Genomic DNA, 19,945 nt, shown 5'->3' with positions numbered 1-19,945 from the left:
GGCCGCCTTCAGGCTATGGCTTGGGACGCAGGGTCGAAGATTTCGACGCGGTTGCGCCCCGCGCGCTTGGCGACATACAGGGCGGCGTCGGCCTGGTTGTAGGCGGTATCGAAGTCGGTGCCGCGGGGGTTGGCGCTCAGGCCGAAACTGGCCGTGACGGGGCGGTCGACCGGCGGGCCGAACGCATGCTCGACGATGGCCTTGCGCAGCGTCTGGGCAATGTCCAGCGCGTTCCCGGCGGCCATGCGCGGCAGCAGAACGGTGAATTCTTCCCCGCCCACGCGTCCGACGATGCCCGTCTGGCCTATCGTGCGGCGCAGGCAGTCGGTGACCCCGAGTATGACGCTGTCGCCCACCGGATGGCCGAAGTCGTCGTTGATGCGCTTGAAATGGTCGATGTCCAGCACGATCATGACCGCGTCTTCGCGGGAGAAAACCCTGTTGGTCTGCTCGATGACCGCCCGGCGGTTGAAGATGCCCGTCAAGGCATCGTGCGAGGCGTGGTATTCGAGCTTGCGGGTGAGCGTCTGCAGCTGGATGTTGAGCTCGTGCATTTCGCGCTCGGCGCGGTCGCTGTGGCCGATCATGCGCCGCGTCTGGCGCATCATGCGTTCGAAATGCCCGATCAGCTCGCCCAGCGCCTGCCGGTAGATCTGTCCGCCGGCATCGGGCGCGTCGTGGATCTCGCGGGCCCGGCGCAGCGCCTGAAGCTCGATGTCGAAGAGGTCCGGCGGTGCTCCCGCCGGCAGGTTTGAAGCGACGTCGGATGTCATGAAAGCTTATTGCGCGGAAACCGGACAGTAGGCGATGTCGATCGCGGTGAAGTCGGCCTGCAGCTCCTGGCCGAACTCCAGGATCGTCTCGTCCTCGTCGTCGTGGTACCAGTTGAGCAGCACCTTGTTGCCTGCACCGGCGGCCAGGTCCAGCGCGTCGAAGATGCTGAACAGCATCTTGGTGCTGGAGCTGTTGAAATACGACAGCGCGATATCCACGGTGATTTCGGCGGACTCGCAGAGGGCCAGGTAGGCGTTCAGCGACTGGATGATCGGCGCGTAGAACGCCGCCGCGTTTTCCGGGTAGGACTCGCCGGTGATGGAAAGTTGGTTCTGGTCGAATCGGAAATCGATTTCGGGAGACGTTGCCGTAGCGGCGATGTGGAGGTTTTCCATGCGCGTGTCATTGCCTAGATAATGGCTTTCAGGTGGAAAAGCGTCGTGCCCGGATCGTCGTCCAGCGGGCGGAAGTCGAATTCCAGGGGCGCGCTCGCATCGCGCGCCATGGTGAGAAAGCCCAGCCCCGCGCCTTTGCTGCTTTCCGGCGTTTCTTCGCGCAAAGAGACCCGATAGGCCTGCTTGATCTGGTCGAGGGTCATGCTGCGCAGCGGTTCCAGCCGTTCGTGCAGCGCGTCCACGCTGGCGGTCGCCATGGGGTTGATGCACAGCATCAGATAGTGTCCGTCTTCGACGCTGATGCATACGGTGCCCGCGCGCGCGATGCCGGGCGCGGTGCCTTCGGGCGGCAGGGCTTCCGACGAATAGTGCATGATGTTCTGCGCCAGCTCGACGAAAGACGAGAACAGCTTGCGGCGGGTCGGCCCGGCGATGCCGGTGACTTCGAGCTGCAGCCTCACCACCTCGCCCATGGCCGCGATGATGTTTTGCGAGAAATAGCCCTTGTGATAGAAGAGCACGTTGCGGCGCTGGGCCAATGTGAAGAATTCTTCGTTCCTGCCGAAGATGGGCTGAGTGCTCGTCATGGTCCTTCTTGGTCCTCGGTGATGCCAGGGTCCTGGGGTGTGGGTGGGCCCTAGATGCGGGCAAAGAACAGCGTGAGATCGTCGCGCCGGCGCTGGGGCTCCCTGCCGGCGTCCTGCCATTGCGCCAGCGCCTGCCGCAGCGTTTCGCAGATGCGCGCGGCAGGCTCGCTGCGATGCGCCAGGATGATGTCGGCGGCGCGGCGCTTGCCGAAGGCGATCTGGCGAGGGCCTCCGATCTGGTCCGTCAAGCCGTCGGTCGCGACGAACAGCAGGCTGCCCTCGGGCAGTTCGACCGTGCTTTGCGTCCAGGCATGCTCGGCGGGGCTGTCGATGTAGCCCACGCCCTTGCGCTGGCCCGGCAGCACGTCCAGCTGCGCCTGGTCGGGCTTGAGAATGTGCATGGCGATGCGCGCGCCGGCAAAGCGCAGTTCGCGGCGCTGCGCATCGAACCAGAAGAAGGCGGCATCCAGGCCGTCGTCCGACTGCGGCGTGCAGACGCTGTCGCGCGCCTGGCTCAGCAGCGTCTTGACGCTGCGGTTCACCGCGGCCAGCAGCGCGGCCGGCTCGCGCGGACCGAGCTGCTCGATGGCCTTGGTCAAGGCCGAGGAAGCGATCAGGGTCATGAAGGCGCCGGGCACGCCGTGGCCGGTGCAGTCGGCCACGGCGCCGAACCAGCCGTTCTCGTGAACCGAAAAATGATAGAAATCGCCGCCGACCACGTCGCGCGGTTCCCAGACCAGCGCGCAATCGCTCGCCGCCGCGGCCAGGGCTTCGCTCGGGCCGCGCAGCATGGCGCGCTGGATCACGCTGGCGTATTCGATGCTCTGCATGATCTGGCGGTTCTTCTCGGCCTGGATGCCGGCCACCGCGCGCATGAGGCTCAGGCCGTTGCCCAGACCGATGAAACGGTTCCCGCGGGTGACGATGAAACCGTCGGTCAGCGCTTTTTCCCCGTACTCGATCGTCTTGTCGGTGAGGGTGTCGATGTCCATGTCCTCGTCGACGATGAGCGGTTCCTTGTCCATGAACGCGATGCAGCTCTTCTTGTCGTAGAGCTCCCGGTGAAAGGGCTTGCTCATCTGCAGCAGGAAAATGTTGCGGTTGATCAGGCCGATGGGACGCTGGTCCTCGATCACTGCCAGGCTGATCATGCCGCGATGCGTCGAGAACAGTTCCATGACCACTTCGTTGGTGCTCGACGAATCGATGGTCGGCACGGCGTCGCAAAGATCGCCCGCGCGGCGGTAGCCGGCCGACGCGATCCGGCGTTGAGGAGGTGGGGGTGCTGCGCTGCGCATGCTGTCCGACTCTATCCGATGAGCCAGGAAGGTATGCTAGTTCGTTGATGTGTAGCGCAGATGACAGATTTGTTGTGCCGCCTGCGGGCCGGCGCCGGCTCGCAGGCGGCGCTACAGCGGCAGGCCCAGCTGCGCCGGCGCTTCGTCCCAGGGCATCACGGTAACGTGCACGCTCAGCTCGTGTCCGCCGCCGCCGCGGATCACGCCGCGCAGGGGCGTCACGTCGCCGTAGTCGCGGCCGTAGGCCAGGGTGACGTGATCGACGGCCGGAATGAGATCGTTGGTCGGATCCAGATCCAGCCAGCCGGCGTTGGCCTCGATGCCGGGACAATGCACCGCGAGCCAGGCATGCGAGGCATCGGCGCCGATCAGGCGCGCCTTGCCCGGCGGCGGCTTGGACAGCAGATAGCCGCTGACGTAGCGCGCCGACAGTCCCAGCGCACGCAGGCAACCGAGCATGACGTGGGCATAGTCCTGGCAGACGCCGCGCTTTTCTTCGAAGGCCTCGAGCATGGGCGTGGTGATCTGCGTGCTGGCCGGCGCATACGTGAAGCGGGCGTAAATGCGGTGCATCAGATCGATGGCGGCCTCGGCCACAGGCCGGCCGGGAGTGAACGATTCGAGGGCATAGTCGCGCAGCCGCCCGTGCAGCGGCACGTAGGGCGAGGGAAACGCGAATTCGGCTTCCGACGCGTAGGGTGCGCCGACGCGGTAGCGCAGGCGCGCCGCGGCGGCTTCCCAAGGCAGGCCGGCGGTCGGATCCAGGTCGGGATGGCGCGCGCGCACGATGACGCGGCTGCAGGCGCGCACGACCAGTTCTTCGTGCGGAGCCGACAGGGCGAAGATGCCGCGCCAGTTGCCCTGGTCGTCCAGATCCTGCTGGACGCGGCCAGGCGGGGGTTGAATGTCCAGCGTGTGAATCTCGACTGTCTGCGAGGGGTCTTCACGCGGACGCAGATAACTCAGATGGTGCGCCAGTTCGACCGGCGCATCGTAGTGGTAGCGGGTCTCGTGGACCACGGCCAGAGGGCGTGAGGCGGGCGTGTTCATGGCGGTGACCGACGGGAGCACACCCTAGGCTGCGACCAGGCTTTGATCGACATCGGCCGAGTGGCTGAAGTAGCGCCGACCGATTTCATCGGACAGGGCGGAGGCGGCGGCTTCGAGTCGGTCCGCCAGCGCCAGCACGTTGGCATAGCGGCCGTGTTCGTCGCGTTCGCACAGCCGGGACAGCGTCACGTCCATGTCGGGCGTGGGCAGCAGGCCCGGCAGATCGGCGCCGTTGCCGGGCAGGCGCGGCAGCCTGGCGTGCAGGACTTTCAACGAACAGGCGGGCGAGCGCGGATTGTTGGAGTCGAGCACCAGCAGGTTCAGCAGCGCGGGGATTTCGTAGCGGCCCTGGTAGTAGGCGCGATAGGTGATGGAGCTGTCGAACAGCTGCAGCAGCAGATTGAAGCCGCCGTCGCGCAGGATGGCGTTGTCCTGGAACAGAACGGCCAGCATGCCGGCCATGGCGGCCAGGCGTTCGGTGTGGCGGCCGATGGTGAGCAGACGCCAGCCGTCGTCGCGCGTCATGTGGTCGGTTTGCGCGCCGGTGATCGACAGAATTTGTCGGTTAAGCCGGCGCAGGCCGCGCTGCACGTCGCCGGCTGTGCGCGGCGGCGCATCCGGCTCGGTATCGAGCGGTGCGGCGGCGTCGGTGCGGTCGCCCGCGATCAGGCGGTGATAGCGGTCGCCGGCCGAGACGATCAGCTGCCAATGCTCGGGCGAGAGCCGGTCGCGGATCTGACCGGCGGCGTAAGTCAGCGACGACAGGTTGCGGCCGAAGCCGCGCTGCGGATCGCGCGAGGCGAGCTCGGCCACCAGGGTGTGTTCGAACACGCGGGCCGAGCGCGGCGGTTCGGCCGGCATCAGGCCGCTGCGCATGCACAGCTTGGCCAGCGCGCCCGACAAGCCGTCGGGGTTGAGATCGCCGTTGAGCCAGTTGAGCGTCACGTTGGCCAGGCGCGCGTCGTTTTCGATGCGTTCGGTATAGCGGCCCATCCAGAACAGATTCTCGGCGGCGCGGCTGGAAACCGGACGGCGTATCTGCGCGATGTCTTCGGGCCGCATCGAGGCGGGCTGCATCGAGAACAGATCGACGGGGCCGTCGGTGGTGACCCAGGTATCCATGCTGCTGCCGCCGCGCTGCATGGAGACGATCTGCTGCTGGCGGTTGGCGATGCGCGTGAGCCCGCCGGGCAGCACGTGCCAGCCGCCTTGCCCATCGGCCAGGGCGAACATGCGCACCATGGCCGCGCGCGGCACGATGCGGCTTTTGTGCCAGGTAGGCGCCTGGGACAGGGGCAGATAGGCCTGCACGGTATGCGCATCGGGCGATTGCTCGATGCGCGCCCGCAAGGCCTGCAGCTGTTCGCGGCTGGCGCCCGCGCCGATCTGCGATTCGAAGCCCTTGCGCTGGCGGCTGCCGGGGTACGTGGATTTGATGACCGCGCGATCCAGCAGGGGCAGGGCCTGCTCGCAGGCGGCGGCTTCGCCGCACCACCACGAGTGCAGCGAGGGCAGCACGAGCGGCTCGCCCGCGAGGCGGCGCGAGATGGCGGGCAGAAACCCGTGCAAGGCGGGCGATTCCAGCGGTCCGGTGCCCAGCGCATTGGCCACCAGCACATTGCCGGCGCGCATGGCCTGCAGCAGGCCGGGGATGCCCAGCGTCGAATCCGAGCGCAGTTCCAGCGGATCGCAGAAATCGTCGTCCAGGCGGCGCAGCAGCGCGTGCACGCGCTCCAGGCCGTGCAGGGTCTTGAGGAAGAGCTGGTCGTCGCGCACCAGCAGGTCGCCGCCTTCGACCAGGGTGAGGCCCAGGTAGCGCGCCAGGTAGGTCTGCTCGAAATAGGTTTCGTTGTAGGGGCCGGGGGTCAGCAGCGCGATGCGCGGCGGTGCGCCGTCCGCGCCGGCCGGGCTCAGCTGGTGCAGCATGTCGATCAGCCGGCGATAGCTGGCCGCCAGACGCTGCACGCGCAGTTCGCTGAAGGCCGCCGGGAACATGCCCGAGATGGTGATGCGGTTTTCGAGCAGATAGCCCAGACCGGAGGGGGCCTGGGTGCGCTGCGAGACCACGCGCCAGTTGCCGTCGCTGTTGCGCGCCAGGTCGAAGGCCACGATGTGCAGATACACGCCGCCGGGCGGCACGTAGCCGCGCAGCGGATGCAGATAGCCGGGATGGCCCTGCACCAGGGCCGGCGGCAGCAGGCCCTCGGCCAGCAGCGTCTGCGGGCCGTAGATGTCGGCCATGATCTGGTTGAGCAGGCTGGCGCGCTGGGCCAGGCCGCGCTCGATCAGGCGCCAGTCGTTCTGGTCGATGATGAAAGGCAGCAAATCCAGCGACCAGGGACGCGTGGGGCCGTCGGCATCGGCATAGATGTTGTAGGTGATGCCGTTTTCCTGGATCTGCCGCGATACGGCCTCGGCGTTGCGGTTCATGTCGCGCAAGCCTTCGGGGCCCAGCAGTTCGAAGAAGCGCGCCCAGACCGGACGCAGGGTCGCGCCGCCGGCCGCGTCGGCGGGCAGGCGCAGTTCGTCGTAGTGGCCGGCGCGCACAGGCAGGGCCGCGTGCAGCGCCAGGGAGCTGGCGTCGCGTGCGGGATCGGTCTGGAAAAGCAGTTGCGGCATGGAATCGGGCTAGGGCCTTGTAGCGTTAGCAGGCCCTGGGGCCGGTACGCACCCCGACGACAGATCATCGGGGTGCAAGGTCAGTCGCGCCGCAAATCCAGCGTGAACGGAAATTCGCGGCCAGGCACGGCAGGGGCCGCGATCATGCGGCCCGGGGTATGGCCCATTTTACGGAATCGCGCCAGGCGGCGGCTTTCGGCCTCGTAGGCGTTGACCGGCAGCACCTCGGGATTGAGTCCTCCGGGGTGGTCGACGAAGTACTGGCAGCCGCCCAGCGAACGGTGCGACCAGGTGTCGACGATGTCCAGCGTGAGCGGCGCGTGCACACCGACGGTGGGGTGCAGGGCCGAAGGCGGCGACCAGGCTTTGTAGCGCACCCCGGCCACGAACTCGCCGGCTCGTCCCGTGGGTTGGAGCGGCAGCGGACGGCCGTTGACGGTGACGACGTAGCGGCTGTCGTTCAGGCCCGAGACCTTGACCTCGATGCGCTCCAGCGACGCGTCCACGTAGCGCACCGTGCCGCCGACAGCGCCTTCTTCGCCCATGACGTGCCAGGGTTCCAGCGCGCCGCGGATTTCCAGATGGACGCCGCGCGCGGCGATGTCGCCGTAGAGCGGAAAGCGGAACTCGAAGTGCGGCGCGAACCAGGCGGCGTCGAAGGCGTAGCCGGCCTGGTTCAGGTCGGCGATGACGTCCTCGAAATCCATCTTGACGAAGGTGGGCAGCAGGAACCGGTCGTGCAGCATCGTGCCCCAGCGGGTGATGGGCGCGGTATAGGGATGCTTCCAGAAGTGCGCCACCAGGCCGCGCAGCAGCAATTGCTGCGCCAGGCTCATGTGCGGGTGCGGCGGCATCTCGAAAGCCCGCAGTTCCAGCAGGCCCAGCCGGCCGGTGCTGCTGTCGGGCGAATAGAGCTTGTCGATGCAGAACTCGGCACGGTGCGTGTTGCCGGTGACGTCGACGAGGATGTTGCGCAGCGCCCGGTCGACCATCCAGGGCGGAACCTGGCCGTAGGCCGCCAACTGCTTGCGGATTTCCTGGAAAGCGATGTCCAGCTCGAAGACCTGGTCGTTGCGCGCCTCGTCGATACGCGGCGCCTGGCTGGTGGGGCCGATGAACAGGCCCGAGAAGAGGTACGACAGCGACGGGTGGTTGAGCCAGTAGCCCAGCAGGCTCACGATGAGATCGGGCCGGCGCAGGAACGGGCTGTCGGCCGGCGTGGCGCCGCCCAATACAAAATGGTTGCCGCCGCCGGTGCCGGTGTGGCGTCCGTCGATCATGAATTTCTCGGGGCACAGGCGCGTCTGAAAAGCCGCCTCGTAGAGAAATTCGGTGTGATCGATCAGTTCTTCCCAGTCGGAAGCGGGATGGATGTTGACTTCGATCACGCCGGGATCGGGAGTGACCTGCAGCACTTTCAGGCGCGCGTCGCGCGGGGGCGGGTAGCCCTCGAGGACGATGCGCAGCCCCAGCTTGGCCGCCGTGGCCTCGACGGCGGCGAGCAGTTCGAGATAACTTTCCGCGCTCTGCAGCGGCGGCATGAAGATGTAGAGGTTGCCGTTGCGCGCCTCGGTGCACAGGGCCGTGCGGGTGATCCCGGCGGCCGACTCGAAGCGTTGGGGGCGGACCTCGGCATGGTTGCCGCGGCTATCGGCCGCGGCCGTTCCGTCTGTCGTGCACGCCGCGCCGGCCTGCGCGCTGCGCCATTGCGCGCGAACCTGCGCCGGGCTGGGCAGATCTGCGCGCGCATCATAGGGATCGCGCTCGACGACGATCGGGCGGTCGCCTGGCGCGACCCATGGCAGCGAATCGAGCGGCAGCCGAAACCCCATGGGCGAATCGCCGGGCATGAGGTACATGCGCTCGTCGCGCAGGAACCAGGGGCCGGTGATCCAGGCCGGACCGCCCAGCGCGGGGCCTTCGCCGGGCTGGATGGGCAGGGCATAGCCCACGATGTTGTCCAGCCGCTGTTCGAACACCCTGCGCAGCCGGTCGCGCTCGAGTTCGTCGTCCAGGCGCGAATCGAAGGGGTCGACGTTCACCGGCAGACGGCGTTCGCGCCACAGGTAATAGAACACGTCTTCGTAGCCGGCTTGCACGTGGCGCGCGTCCAGGCCGAGCTGGGCGCACAGCGCCAGCATGAAGGCTTGCGCGTCGGACTCGGTGTAATAGCCGGGATAGCGCTCGTCCGCGAACAGCCTGGGATTGTTCCAGCAGGGGTGGCCATCCTCGCGCCAGTAGATGGACAGCGCCCAGCGCGGCAGCTGTTCGCCGGGATACCACTTGCCCTGGCCGAAATGCAGGAATCCGTTGGCGCCGTAGCGCTCGCGCAGGCGCAGCACCAGTTCGGTGGCGTAGCCCCGCTTGGTGGGTCCCAGCGCGGCGGTGTTCCACTCGGGAGCGTCGCGGTCGGTCGTGGCCACGAAGGTCGGCTCGCCGCCCATGGTCAGGCGCACGTCGCCCTCGCGCAGATCCGCGTCGATGGCATGGCCCAGGTCTTCGATGGCGTGCCACTGGGCCTGGGTATAAGGCTTGGTGACGCGCGGCGATTCGAAGATGCGCGTCACGTCCATGGCGTGCGAGAACTCGACGTCGCATTCGTCGACTGCGCCGGTGACGGGCGCGGCGCTGCCGGGCTCAGGCGTGGCAGCCAGCGGAATGTGGCCCTCCCCGGCCAGCAGACCCGACGTCGGGTCCAGGCCGATCCAGCCGGCGCCCGGCAGGAAAACCTCGCACCAGGCATGCAGATCGGTAAAGTCGACCTCGGTGCCGCTGGGGCCGTCGAGCGCCTTGACGTCGGGCGTGAGCTGGATGAGGTAGCCTGAGACAAAGCGCGCAGCCAGGCCCAGGTGCCGCAGCGCCTGCACCAGCAGCCAGCCCGAGTCGCGGCAGGATCCCGAGCGCAGGCTCAGGGTCTCTTCGGGCGTCTGCACGCCGGGTTCCATGCGGATGAGGTAGCGGATCTCTTTGTGCAGCTGCTGGTTGATACCGACCAGAAAATCCACCGTGCGCTGCATGCGTTTGTCGACGCGCTCGAGGAATTGGCCCAGCAGCGGCGTGAGAGGCCGTTTGACCAGATAGGGCGCCAGTTCCCGCGCCAGGTCGTCTTCGTAGCGGAAGGGATAGTGTTCGGCCGACGATTCCAGAAAAAAATCGAAAGGGTTGTAGACGGCCATTTCCGCGACGAGATCGACCGTGATCTTGAATTCGCGCGTCTTCTCGGGAAACGTCAGGCGCGCCAGATAGTTGGCGAACGGGTCCTGCTGCCAGTTGACGAAATGCTGCGCGGGCTCGACCTGCAGCGAATACGACAGGACGGGCGTGCGGCAATGCGGCGCGGGCCGCAGGCGAACGACCTGCGGCGCCAGATTGACGAGCCGGTCGTATCGGTAGTGCGTGACGTGCTTGAGCGCGACGTGTATGGCCACCGTGACTCTCCTATTGCTGCCTGGCGCGTTGCACTTGCACAGTGATGGTCATGGATTCTTCGCCGCCGCCGGTGCGCACGCCGCGCACGGGAGAGGCCGAATCGTAGTCGCGCGCCGCCGCCAGCCGGCAATGGCCGTCGGAGGCGAGCATGCGGTTGGTGATGTCCACGCTGACCCAGCCGTGATCGGGCAGCCAGACATCGGCCCAGGCATGACTGGAGGCCACGTCGTCCTCGACGTTGGCATAGTGGTAGCCGCTGACGTAGCGGGCCGGCATGTTCATGCCGCGCACGCAGGCCAGGAACAGATGCGTGTGGTCCTGGCAGACGCCGTGGCCCAGCGCGAGCACCTGGCTGGCCGCGGTGGTGACGTCGGTATAGCCGGGTTCGTAGGTCACGCGGTCGCAGATGGCGCCGGCCAGGGCCAGCAGGTCGTGCGGCGTTCTGATGCCGCCGGGCGCGGCCGCCGCGCCGAGCTGGCGGATGTTGTCGTCGCACTGCGTAAGCGGCGTGGGCACGCAATAGGCCTGCAGCGGCAGATGGCTGTCGTCGCCGCGCACGACGCCCTGCGCGAGAGGGTCGATTTCGATCTGGCCGGTGACGCGGATCTCGATTTCGCTGTGCGGCTGCGTGACCGTGAGCGTATGCGTGATGTTGCCGTAGGCGTCGACCTGCTCGGTGAGCGGGCCGGGGGCGGTGATCTGCCAGCGCAGGGCGCGCTGGTGGTCGTCGGCGCGCGGCGTCAGGCGCAGCGTCTGGATGGTATAGCTCGCCGGCGTGCTGTACTGGTATCGCGTGACGTGTTTGATGAGATGCTTCATGACGATTCCTTCATGGGGCTCAGTTCGATACCGACATCAGGAAGTCCTGGCCGATGCGGGTGCCCAGGTCGTTGATGCGAGCCAGAAAGCGTTCGAGAAAGCGGTGCAGGCCGCCGCGCATGATGTCTTCGATGCGGCCGTATTCGAGCTCGGCGCGCATCATGCCGGTGCGCCGCACGGTCTCGGCCGAGCGATCGCCGGCGACGATGTTCAGCGTCTGGGACAGGATCTTTACCGAGTTCAGCAGCGAGCGCGGCATGTCGTCGCGCAGGATCAGCAGTTCGGCCACGCGGTCGGGCGCGATCACGTCGCGGTAGATCTTGCGGTAGATTTCCAGTCCGGCCAGCGCCGACAGCAGCGCCGACCAGCGATAGAACTCGCTGTAGGTGTTGGTCTCGACGTTGCGCTCGGCGGGAATGTCGTCGTCGCGTTCGTGAAACTTCACATCGAGCATGCGTGCGGTGTTGTCGGCGCGTTCCAGATTGAGGCCCAGGCGCATGAAATACAGCTCGTCGTCGATCTGCATGGTGGCGAGCGTGACGCCGCGTGCCAGGTGCGAGCGGAATTTCACCCAGTCGAAGAATTCGACGGGATTGCGCTCCGGCAGGCCGCTTTCCAGGTGCTTGAGCAGGCCCAGCCATGTGCTGTTGTAGGTTTCCCAGACCTCGGTGGTGAGGCTGCCGCGCACGGCTCGGGCGTTTTCGCGCGCGGCGCGCAGGCACGAGTAGATGGAGGACGGGTTGTCGGCGTCGCGCACCATGTAGTGCATGACGTCGTGGGGCGTGATGGCGGGATAGCGCGCCGCGTAGCCGCCCTGAAGTTCGGAGATGCGCAGCACGGCGCGCCAGGAGCTTTCCAGCGCATGCGCGTCCTGCGGCAGCAGCGCCATCTGCAGATTGACGTTGAGCATGCGCGAGGTGTTGTCGGCGCGCTCGATGTGCCGGGTCATCCAGAAAAGATTGTCTGCGGTGCGGCTCAGCATATCGGCCTCCGCGCGGTCGCCTGCAGGAGGCTGACGCCCCCTTGGGGGGCAGTGAACGTAGTGAACGTGGGGGTCATTTCACTCCTCCAAAACCCAGGTATCTTTGGTGCCGCCGCCCTGGCTGCTGTTGACCACGAGCGAGCCTTCGGTCAGCGCCACGCGGCACAGGCCGCCGGGCACGGTGCGGATGTCCTTGCCGCACAGCACATAGGGGCGCAGATCGACATGGCGCGGCGCCACGCCGGACTGCACGAAAGTAGGCACGGTGGACAAGGCCAGCGTGGGCTGGGCGATGTAGTTCGTCGGGTTGGCCTGCAGGCGCTCCTTGAAGCCGGCGATCTGCGCTTTGCTCGAGGTCGGGCCGACCAGCATGCCGTAGCCCCCGGCGCCGTGCACTTCCTTGACGACCAGCTCGGACAGATTGGCCAGCACGTGCGAGAGTTCGTCGGCTTTGGCGCACTGCCAGGTGGGCACGTTGGACAGGATGGGCTCTTCCGACAGATAGAACCTGATCATGTCGGGCACGTACAGATAGGTGGCCTTGTCGTCGGCGATGCCGGTGCCGATGGCGTTGGCCAGCGTGACGCGCCCGGCGCGGTAGTCCGACAGCAGCCCCGGCACGCCCAGGGCGGAATCGGCCCGGAAGGACAGCGGATCGAGAAAATCGTCGTCGACGCGGCGATAGATCACGTCGACCCGCTTGGGGCCATGCGTGGTGCGCATGTAGACCGTGTTGTTCTCGACGAAAAGGTCCTGGCCCTCGACCAGCTCCACGCCCATCTGCTGAGCCAGGAAAGCGTGTTCGAAATACGCCGAGTTGTACATGCCCGGCGTCATCACCACCACCGTCGGATCGTCGATGCTGCGCGGGGCGACCTCGCGCAGATTGTCCAGCAGCAGGTCGGGGTAGTGCGCCACGGGCGCGACCTTGATCTTCGAGAAGACGTCGGGCATGAGCCGCATGGACATCTTGCGGTCTTCGAGCATGTACGACACGCCCGAGGGTACGCGCAGATTGTCTTCCAGCACGTAGAACTCGCCCTGGCCGGCGCGCACGAGATCGATGCCGGCGATATGGCTGTAGATGTTCTCGGCCACGTCGATGTCCTGCATCTCGGGGCGATACTGGGAGTTCAGGAACACATGCTCGGCCGGAATGATGCCGGCGCGCACGATGTCGTGCCCATGATAGATGTCGTGGATGAACATGTTCAGCGCACGTACGCGCTGAGTCAGGCCGCTTTCCAGGCGCCGCCATTCGTCGGCGGGGATGATGCGGGGGATGAGATCGAACGGAATGAGCCGTTCGGTGCCGGCCGCGTCGCCGGCCACCGAAAAAGTGATGCCGACCCGGCGAAAGCTCAGATCGGCTTCGATCTGCCTGGCCGCCATGGCGTCGGACGGCTGGTTTTGCAGCCATGCCGCATAGGCCCTGTACTGCGGGCGCACTTGGCCTTGAGCGTCGTACATCTCGTCGTAGGCCGCGGGACGGGGTGATGCGTCAGACATGGGTCCTCCTTTTTCTATGCGCACTTTTGCCGCCGGACGCCCTGAAGAAAAACGCTTCTTCGGGGTGCGATGAGCCAGAAGTCCGGCATGAGAGCCCTTCCCTCCAGGCAGCTTGAGCGGCCTGGGAACGTGCGTCAAACAGGGCTTATACCTATGAGGAGAGCAAGCGCCGTGCCAGGCGCAGGAGCGCACCCGTGCGCGGTTTGGGCGCCTGGGCGTGGGTTTTCATGAAGAAATGGAAACGGATGCCTTGAATCGAGGCATCGCAGCACCGCAATGGTGCCTGCGCGGATCAGCCGCCGAAGATGAATCGCATGATGCGCGACTTGCCCGCGGCGGGGCCCGTCTCGAGCGGCGCGCGCGGCACCCAGCCCTCGGGGGTGAGGACGGCGTGCAGGCGCCGGTCGTACGAGGCCGGTTCGTAATCGTCGGGCAGCCGGCATTCGCTCCAGGCGATGCCGATGGCGATGCAGTCACGGCCCGCCTGCTCCAGGGCGGCCAGCGTGCGGTCGTAGTAACCGCCGCCATAACCCAGACGATCGGCGCGATCGGTGTAGCCCAGCGTGGGAACCAGGATCACGTCGGGCTGGCAGTCGGGGCCTTCGGCAGGCTCGGCGATGCCATACGCGCCGACGGACATGGGGGCGTCGGGCGTCCAGGCGCGAAACGCCAGGGGCTGGCCCGGGCCCTTCACGCAAGGCAGGCAGACCTGCACGGAGTCGTCCGTCCATTGTTCCAGCAGCGGACGCAGATCGGGCTCGTCGGCCAGGGGCCAGAAAGCGGCTACGCTGGCGAGATTGCGGCCCGACGGGGCCAGCGCATCGCGGGCCGTATTGAGCCACGTGAACAGTCGCGCGCGCATCAGCAGGGCGCCGCGCTCACGCGCGGAACTAGGCAGCGAAGCACGCGTTTCTTTCAATCGCGCACGCAGCTCGGCTGCGGTATTCTGTCCGGAATTTTTCAAGGAAGGGCGATGCAGCAGGATCTCGAAACGGCACATTATCAGAAATCCGCTTCGCAGGTCCGGGCCTCTTGGACACCGGTTGCCCGCTTTGCGCGCCCCTGGTTGCCGCTGCTGGCCGTGTTCCTCTCTTCCTGCGCGTCGGTCGATGCCCAGCAGAGCGCCGCGGCGCCCGAACCGGCCCAGATCCGCCCCGCCGCGGCGGCGACCGCCGCCTCGCTGGGCACGCCGCAGATCTTTCGCGCCGCGATTCAGCCGCCTCCCATGCAGGCCGGCCTGCCGCCTTCACCCGATACCCCCGCCCGCGAGGCACTGGTCGCCGCGCACGACGGCAAAGGCAGCCCGCAATGGCCCAACCTGCTGCAGGCCGCGGCGGCGCAGGCAGGCAGCGATCCGCTGGGCATGTATGCCAGGTATTGGCTCCTGACCTATCGCCTGGCGTATCCGCAGCCCGGATCGAATGCGTTCGACGATGCGCGCCGGTTCATGCAGGCCTACCCCGATACCTACCTGGCCAACCGCATGCGCGCGGATCTGATTCTGGATGCCGATGCGCGCGGCGACTTCCAGACCGTGATGAGCCTGGGCGAACCGGTCAAGCCCAGCATGGCCGTGGCTTGCGCCCGGCTCGACGCCCAGCACATGACGGGCCAGCGCGCCACGGCTGCGCAGGCGCTGGCGATCTTTCGGCCCGTGCATAGCTGCTGGCAGCTTTACGACCAGCTGGTGGCCGACCGCGTGCTGGGCTGGGACCAGATCATGCCGCAAGTGCGCGAGGCCATCGAGGACAACCGCATTGCCGAGGCCAGGCGCCTGGCCGGGTATATCTTCGTGCCGCAGGACGTCAAAACCCTGGACGTGCTGCTCAAAGATCCCATGAAGTGGCTCGCGCATCGAAGCAAATCGGTGGTGGGCCGCAACGAGAAGGCGCTGGTTTCGATCGCGCTGGCGCGGCTCGGACGCCAGAACCTGGACGTGGCCGACGACTATTTCCGTACACAGTGGCAACCCTATATGGCCAAGAACGAAGTGGCCTGGGTGCGCAGCCAATATGCCCTGACGGCCGCTTATGCGCAGGACGACCGCGCCGACCGGTGGTATCGCGAATTGGGCAACGTGTCCCTGACCGAAGAGGGCCAGGCCTGGCGCGTACGCAGCGCGCTGCGCGCCGCTGCCGTCGATTGGAAGTGGGTGGTCGATTGCATAGACCAGATGCCGCCCGAGCAGCGCGCCCAGCCCAACTGGGTGTATTGGAGAGCCCGCGGCCTGGCCGCGCTGGGCCAGGCCGAGGCCGCCAAGCAGGGCTACGCCAGCATCGCCGGCCGGTTCGGTTTCTACGGCCAGCTCGCTGCCGAAGCGTTGGGCCGCGCCATCACGCTGCCGCCCGAAGCGGCGCCGGTAACTGCCGACGAAATGGCGCAGGCGCGCCGCGATCCCGGCCTGGTACGCGCCGTGCAGCTGTTTCGCCTGGGCTGGCGCGCCGAGGCCGTGCCGGAATGGAACTACGCGCTGCGCAATATGAACGACCGCCAGTTGCTGGCTGCGGCCGAGCTGGCGCGCGCCGAGGGCATCTACGACCGAGTGGTCAACACGTCCGACCTCACCCAGGACCAGTTCGATTTCACGCAGCGCTATGTCGCGCCCTTCGACGGCAAGGTGGCCGCCAAGGCCCTGGCGATTTCGCTGGACCCGGCCTGGGTCTACGGCCTGATCCGCCAGGAGTCGCGGTTCGTGACGGATGCGCGCTCGCATGTGGGCGCGGCCGGCCTGATGCAGATCATGCCGGCCACGGCCCGGTGGGTCGCCAAAAAAATCGGCATGGCCGGTTTCAATCCGTCCAGCGTGCACGATTTCGACGTGAACACCGAACTGGGCACGCAATACCTGAACATGGTGCTGCAAAAGCTGGACGGTTCCGAGCTGCTGGCCTCGGCCGGCTACAACGCCGGCCCGGGTCGGCCACGCAACTGGCTTGCCGCCCTGACCCATCCGGTCGAGGGGGCCATCTTCGCCGAGACCATTCCCTTCAACGAAACGCGCGACTACGTGCAGAAGGTCATGGCCAATACCACGTATTACGCGTTGCTCTTTACCGGCCGGCCGCAGTCGCTCACGGCGCGTTTGGGTCGGATCGAACCGCTGCAGGTGCTGGCCAAGTCGGATTCGCGATGAGCGGCGCCGATCTTTCCCGCGATCCGGCCACGGCGGGCCTGGAGGTCTATGTCGTGGGCGGCGCCGTGCGCGACGAGCTGCTGGGCCTGCCTGCCGGCGATCGCGACTGGGTCGTGGTGGGCGCGACGCCCGAAGACCTGTCGCGGCGCGGCTTCGTGCCGGTGGGCGGCGATTTTCCCGTGTTTCTGCATCCCGTCACCAAAGAGGAATACGCGCTGGCGCGCACCGAGCGCAAATCGGGGCGCGGATATCAAGGGTTCACTTTCTACACGGGCGCCGACGTCACCCTGGAGCAGGACCTGCGCCGTCGCGATTTGACCATCAACGCCATGGCGCGCGCGCCCGACGGCGCGCTGGTCGACCCGCTGCGCGGCCAGGCCGATCTGCAGGCTCGCGTGCTGCGCCATGTGGGCGAGGCCTTTGTCGAGGATCCGGTCCGCATTCTGCGGCTGGCGCGTTTCATGGCGCGTTTCGCCGATTTTTCCGTCGCCGGCGAGACCCTGGCCTTGTGCCGCCGCATGGTCGAGGCGGGCGAGGCCGATGCCCTGGTGCCCGAACGGGTGTGGAAAGAGGTGTCGCGCGGCCTGATGTCGGCCAAGCCGTCGCGCATGCTCGATATGCTGGCGCAGTCGGGCGCATTGGCGCGGATCATGCCCGAGCTGCAGGCGGTGGATCGAGTCGGCGCGCAGGTGGATCGCGCCGCAGCCGAAGAATTGCCCTTGCCCGTGCGCTATGCCTTGTTGTGCCGCGAGTGCGATCGGCGCGAGGCCTTGGGCAAGCGCCTGCGCGTGCCGGCCGATTGCGCGGATCACGCGAGGCTGCTGCCGGTGCTGCTGAGCGTTCTGCCCGGCGCCGTGGATGCGTCGGGCCGCCTGGCGGCTATCGAACAGTGCGACGCCTTGCGCAAGCCCGAGCGGTTCATGGCGCTGCTGCAGGCGGCCGAGGTGACCGGCGCGCCGGTGGCGCTGGCCGCTTGGCGGCGCTGGGTGGATGCCGTGCGCGGCATCGATGCCGGCGCCATCGCGCAGGCTTGCGCGGGGGATCCCGCGCGTATCAAGCCGGCGTTGCGCGATGCTCGGCTGAATGCGCTGCGCGCAACGCCGGCCGCGTGATGAGCGACGCCTTTTGACGTTGACCGGCGCTAGAGTCCGCCGCGCCGATCGCCGCGCGCGAAGCCGATCAGCGGCGTCTGCACGCCGCGCCCCACCGCCAGCACCTTGAAGAGTTCGCCCATTTCGGCTTCGGACAGCAGCTTTTGCACGGGGGCGGCCAGCCGCGCATAGGCCTGCGCATCGCCGGCGTCCTGTCGGCCCAGGATCTGCAGCAGGCCGGCGTTCATCAGAAAGCGCGCTTGCGAGGTGTAGCCCAGCACATCCAGCCCGCCGGCCAGGGCGGCATCGGCCATGGCGGTGAAATCGACATGGGCGGTGATGTCCTGCAGGCCCGGGGCTGCGAAGGGATCGGCATGGGCGTGGTGGCGCAAATGGCACATGAGCGTGCCGCCCAGGCGCTGCGGATGGTAGTACTCGGATCGAGGAAAACCGTAGTCCACGAGCAGCGCTGCGCCGCGCGCGAGCCATTGCCCCATGGCGCGCACCCAGGCCTCGGCCTGCAGGTTGATCTCGGAGGCATAGCCGGGCAGGGCGGGCATGCGGGCCGAGACGGCTTGCGCGAGTTCATCGCCCGCGGGCCTGTCCGACCAGGCAAAGTCGCCGTCGTCGCCCAGCGCCACGCCGCGCTCCATCAGGCGGCCGCGCTCGTCCCAGGCGAAGAGTGCGGCGGGCATGGCATCGAGCACTTCATTGGCGAGCACGCAGCCTTCGAAGCGCTCGGGCAAGGCGTCGAGCCATTGCACGCGCGCGCCGTGGGCAGCAAGGCGCTGCTGCTGGCGCTGGCGCAGATCGGCAGACACTTCGAGGATGCGGTATTGCACGTCCAGGCCGAGGCGGCCGAGCGCTTCGAGCACGCCGGCGGCCAGAGCGCCGCTGCCGGCGCCGAATTCCAGCACGGTGTGCGTGGCGGTGTCTTGCAGAATCTGCGCGGCCTGCAGGGCCAGGGTATGCGCGAAAAGCGGCGTGAGCTCGGGCGCGGTGACGAAGTCGCCGGCCGGCAGTTCCTCGCCCTGGACGTCTCGCGGCGATGCCAGCTTGACGGCGCCTGCCGTGTAGTAGCCCAGTCCGGGTGCGTAAAGGGCCTGGGCCATCCAGCGGTCGAAGGGCAGCCAGCCGCCGGCCTGGCCGATGGCGTGCGCAAGATGCGCCGCCACCCGGGCGCTATGGGCTGCGGAGGCTGCGTCCAGAGGAGGGAGGGAATCGGGCTGGGTGCGTTGTGGATACATGGCTTCGATGACTGTCGCGGTTCAGCGGCGCTGCTTGACGAATTCGACGAAACGGCCGGCCGTTCCGCCATGTAGCGCGGTTGGAAAGCCCAGGGTGAGCGGGGCCGCCAGGGCGTTGGGCTCGCGTACGCGACAGTAGACCACGCCGGACAAGTGATGCTGCTGCATGGAGGCCGGCACCAGGGTCACGCCCAGGCCCGCCGACACGAGATTGATGCCCGAGAACATGCGCGGCACTTCGCGCACGACATTGGGCGAGAAGCCCGCCTTGCGGCAGGCGGCGATGATGTCCGCATACATGCCTGGCGCACCCGGGCGACGCACCAGGATGAAGTCTTCATGCGCCAGCGCATGCAGATCGATTTGCGGCTGCTTGCCGCGCCTGCGTGCCAGCAGCGGGTGGTCTTCGGGCAACACGGCGACCATGGGCTCTTCATCCAGAAGCCGGAACGACAGTTCGGGCGGCAGCGCCACCGGTTTGCGCAGAAAGGCCAGGTGCACGTGCCCTTGCAGAAGCTGCTCGTTGACCTCGGCCGCGTTCAGTTCGGTCAGGTCGATGCCTACATTGGGATGCTGCCGCCGGAATTCGCGGATCAGCTCCATGGTGAGCGGATGGAAGCCCGCCGAGCTCGTGAGCCCGATCAAGATGGCGCCGAGTTCGCCGCGCGCGATGCGCGCAGCCTGCTCGGCCGATTGCTGCAGGCTGCCGAGTATGCGCTGCGCATCCTGGGCGAAGGCTTTGCCCGCTTCGGTCAACACGACGCCGCGCGGCAGGCGTTCGAACAGATCGAAGCCCAGTTCCTGTTCGAGCAGGCGGATCTGTTGCGACAGCGGCGGCTGCTGCATGGCCAGCCGCGAGGCCGCGCGCGTGAATTGCCCCTCTTCGGCGACGACCAGGAAATAACGCAGATGACGCAGTTCCATGGGTTATTGCTGCCGGGTGAGATGTGCATTTGCCATATTTATTGAATATGGATCGTGGGTAGAACCAGTATTTTACATTTGCCATGGC

The 19,945-nt window shown here is 67.1% G+C and carries 15 protein-coding genes; 2 read left to right on the top strand and 13 right to left on the bottom strand.

The annotated features are described in order from the left end of the window. Positions 1–8: 8 nt before the first annotated feature. From ACTHJ1_RS17175 to ACTHJ1_RS17125, 11 genes are all read right to left on the bottom strand, one after another. A complete protein-coding gene (locus tag ACTHJ1_RS17175) occupies positions 9–773 on the bottom strand; it encodes a GGDEF domain-containing protein (protein ID WP_440194915.1) in 765 nt (254 codons plus the stop codon). A gap of 6 nt (positions 774–779) precedes the next feature. Continuing rightward, a complete protein-coding gene (locus tag ACTHJ1_RS17170) occupies positions 780–1,169 on the bottom strand; it encodes a DUF1987 domain-containing protein (protein WP_440194912.1) in 390 nt (129 codons plus the stop codon). Positions 1,170–1,183: 14 nt separating this feature from the next. Continuing rightward, positions 1,184–1,756, bottom strand: a complete 573-nt coding sequence (locus tag ACTHJ1_RS17165) for a SiaB family protein kinase (RefSeq protein ID WP_440194909.1) — start codon at positions 1,754–1,756, stop codon at positions 1,184–1,186. A 50-nt stretch (positions 1,757–1,806) separates the two neighbouring features. After that, positions 1,807–2,934, bottom strand: a complete 1,128-nt coding sequence (locus ACTHJ1_RS17160; protein WP_440194970.1) for a SpoIIE family protein phosphatase — start codon at positions 2,932–2,934, stop codon at positions 1,807–1,809. Between the two features lie 231 nt (positions 2,935–3,165). After that, on the bottom strand, positions 3,166–4,104 hold the full coding sequence (locus ACTHJ1_RS17155; RefSeq protein WP_440194906.1) for a transglutaminase family protein: 939 nt from the start codon (positions 4,102–4,104) through the stop codon (positions 3,166–3,168). 24 nt (positions 4,105–4,128) lie between these two features. Further along, a complete protein-coding gene (locus ACTHJ1_RS17150; protein WP_440194904.1) occupies positions 4,129–6,723 on the bottom strand; it encodes a circularly permuted type 2 ATP-grasp protein in 2,595 nt (864 codons plus the stop codon). Between the two features lie 80 nt (positions 6,724–6,803). Then, on the bottom strand, positions 6,804–10,151 hold the full coding sequence (locus ACTHJ1_RS17145; RefSeq protein ID WP_440194901.1) for a DUF2126 domain-containing protein: 3,348 nt from the start codon (positions 10,149–10,151) through the stop codon (positions 6,804–6,806). Between the two features lie 10 nt (positions 10,152–10,161). Beyond that, a complete protein-coding gene (locus ACTHJ1_RS17140; protein ID WP_440194898.1) occupies positions 10,162–10,971 on the bottom strand; it encodes a transglutaminase family protein in 810 nt (269 codons plus the stop codon). A 19-nt stretch (positions 10,972–10,990) separates the two neighbouring features. Continuing rightward, positions 10,991–11,953 (bottom strand): alpha-E domain-containing protein, encoded by a 963-nt coding sequence (locus ACTHJ1_RS17135; RefSeq protein WP_440194895.1) that lies wholly within the window; start codon positions 11,951–11,953, stop codon positions 10,991–10,993. A gap of 78 nt (positions 11,954–12,031) precedes the next feature. Next, positions 12,032–13,462, bottom strand: a complete 1,431-nt coding sequence (locus ACTHJ1_RS17130; protein ID WP_440194892.1) for a circularly permuted type 2 ATP-grasp protein — start codon at positions 13,460–13,462, stop codon at positions 12,032–12,034. A 292-nt stretch (positions 13,463–13,754) separates the two neighbouring features. After that, positions 13,755–14,462 (bottom strand): 5-formyltetrahydrofolate cyclo-ligase, encoded by a 708-nt coding sequence (locus tag ACTHJ1_RS17125; protein WP_440194889.1) that lies wholly within the window; start codon positions 14,460–14,462, stop codon positions 13,755–13,757. Between ACTHJ1_RS17125 and ACTHJ1_RS17120 the strand changes: the two genes are divergently transcribed. Together ACTHJ1_RS17120 and ACTHJ1_RS17115 are read left to right on the top strand one after the other, a co-directional pair. After that, a complete protein-coding gene (locus tag ACTHJ1_RS17120) occupies positions 14,436–16,595 on the top strand; it encodes a transglycosylase SLT domain-containing protein (protein WP_440194887.1) in 2,160 nt (719 codons plus the stop codon). The genes ACTHJ1_RS17125 and ACTHJ1_RS17120 overlap by 27 nt on opposite strands. Then, a complete protein-coding gene (locus ACTHJ1_RS17115) occupies positions 16,592–17,707 on the top strand; it encodes a CCA tRNA nucleotidyltransferase (RefSeq protein WP_440194884.1) in 1,116 nt (371 codons plus the stop codon). Before ACTHJ1_RS17120 ends, ACTHJ1_RS17115 begins: the two co-directional genes overlap by 4 nt. 29 nt (positions 17,708–17,736) lie before the next feature. Here the strand turns inward: ACTHJ1_RS17115 and ACTHJ1_RS17110 are convergent, their stop codons facing one another. Together ACTHJ1_RS17110 and ACTHJ1_RS17105 are read right to left on the bottom strand one after the other, a co-directional pair. Next, a complete protein-coding gene (locus tag ACTHJ1_RS17110; RefSeq protein ID WP_440194881.1) occupies positions 17,737–18,933 on the bottom strand; it encodes a class I SAM-dependent methyltransferase in 1,197 nt (398 codons plus the stop codon). Positions 18,934–18,954: 21 nt separating this feature from the next. After that, positions 18,955–19,857 (bottom strand): LysR family transcriptional regulator, encoded by a 903-nt coding sequence (locus ACTHJ1_RS17105; RefSeq protein WP_440194878.1) that lies wholly within the window; start codon positions 19,855–19,857, stop codon positions 18,955–18,957. Positions 19,858–19,945: the final 88 nt, after the last annotated feature.

Source organism: Bordetella sp. (assembly GCF_051960075.1).
Classification (GTDB): domain Bacteria; phylum Pseudomonadota; class Gammaproteobacteria; order Burkholderiales; family Burkholderiaceae_B; genus Bordetella.
The sequence above is the reverse complement of the archived record's forward strand: the minus strand, read 5'-3'. Positions and strand labels throughout refer to the sequence as shown.

What these genes read in the sequence shown, in the direction of transcription:
- ACTHJ1_RS17140 (WP_440194898.1), bottom strand. Translation starts at nt 10,971, where the DNA reads ATGAAGCATCTCATCAAACACGTCACGCGATACCAGTACAGCACGCCG.
- ACTHJ1_RS17130 (WP_440194892.1), bottom strand. Translation starts at nt 13,462, where the DNA reads ATGTCTGACGCATCACCCCGTCCCGCGGCCTACGACGAGATGTACGAC.
- ACTHJ1_RS17105 (WP_440194878.1), bottom strand. Translation starts at nt 19,857, where the DNA reads ATGGAACTGCGTCATCTGCGTTATTTCCTGGTCGTCGCCGAAGAGGGG.
- ACTHJ1_RS17115 (WP_440194884.1), top strand. Translation starts at nt 16,592, where the DNA reads ATGAGCGGCGCCGATCTTTCCCGCGATCCGGCCACGGCGGGCCTGGAG.
- ACTHJ1_RS17150 (WP_440194904.1), bottom strand. Translation starts at nt 6,723, where the DNA reads ATGCCGCAACTGCTTTTCCAGACCGATCCCGCACGCGACGCCAGCTCC.
- ACTHJ1_RS17155 (WP_440194906.1), bottom strand. Translation starts at nt 4,104, where the DNA reads ATGAACACGCCCGCCTCACGCCCTCTGGCCGTGGTCCACGAGACCCGC.
- ACTHJ1_RS17135 (WP_440194895.1), bottom strand. Translation starts at nt 11,953, where the DNA reads ATGCTGAGCCGCACCGCAGACAATCTTTTCTGGATGACCCGGCACATC.
- ACTHJ1_RS17175 (WP_440194915.1), bottom strand. Translation starts at nt 773, where the DNA reads ATGACATCCGACGTCGCTTCAAACCTGCCGGCGGGAGCACCGCCGGAC.
- ACTHJ1_RS17120 (WP_440194887.1), top strand. Translation starts at nt 14,436, where the DNA reads ATGCAGCAGGATCTCGAAACGGCACATTATCAGAAATCCGCTTCGCAG.
- ACTHJ1_RS17160 (WP_440194970.1), bottom strand. Translation starts at nt 2,934, where the DNA reads ATGGAACTGTTCTCGACGCATCGCGGCATGATCAGCCTGGCAGTGATC.
- ACTHJ1_RS17165 (WP_440194909.1), bottom strand. Translation starts at nt 1,756, where the DNA reads ATGACGAGCACTCAGCCCATCTTCGGCAGGAACGAAGAATTCTTCACA.
- ACTHJ1_RS17110 (WP_440194881.1), bottom strand. Translation starts at nt 18,933, where the DNA reads ATGTATCCACAACGCACCCAGCCCGATTCCCTCCCTCCTCTGGACGCA.
- ACTHJ1_RS17170 (WP_440194912.1), bottom strand. Translation starts at nt 1,169, where the DNA reads ATGGAAAACCTCCACATCGCCGCTACGGCAACGTCTCCCGAAATCGAT.
- ACTHJ1_RS17125 (WP_440194889.1), bottom strand. Translation starts at nt 14,462, where the DNA reads ATGTGCCGTTTCGAGATCCTGCTGCATCGCCCTTCCTTGAAAAATTCC.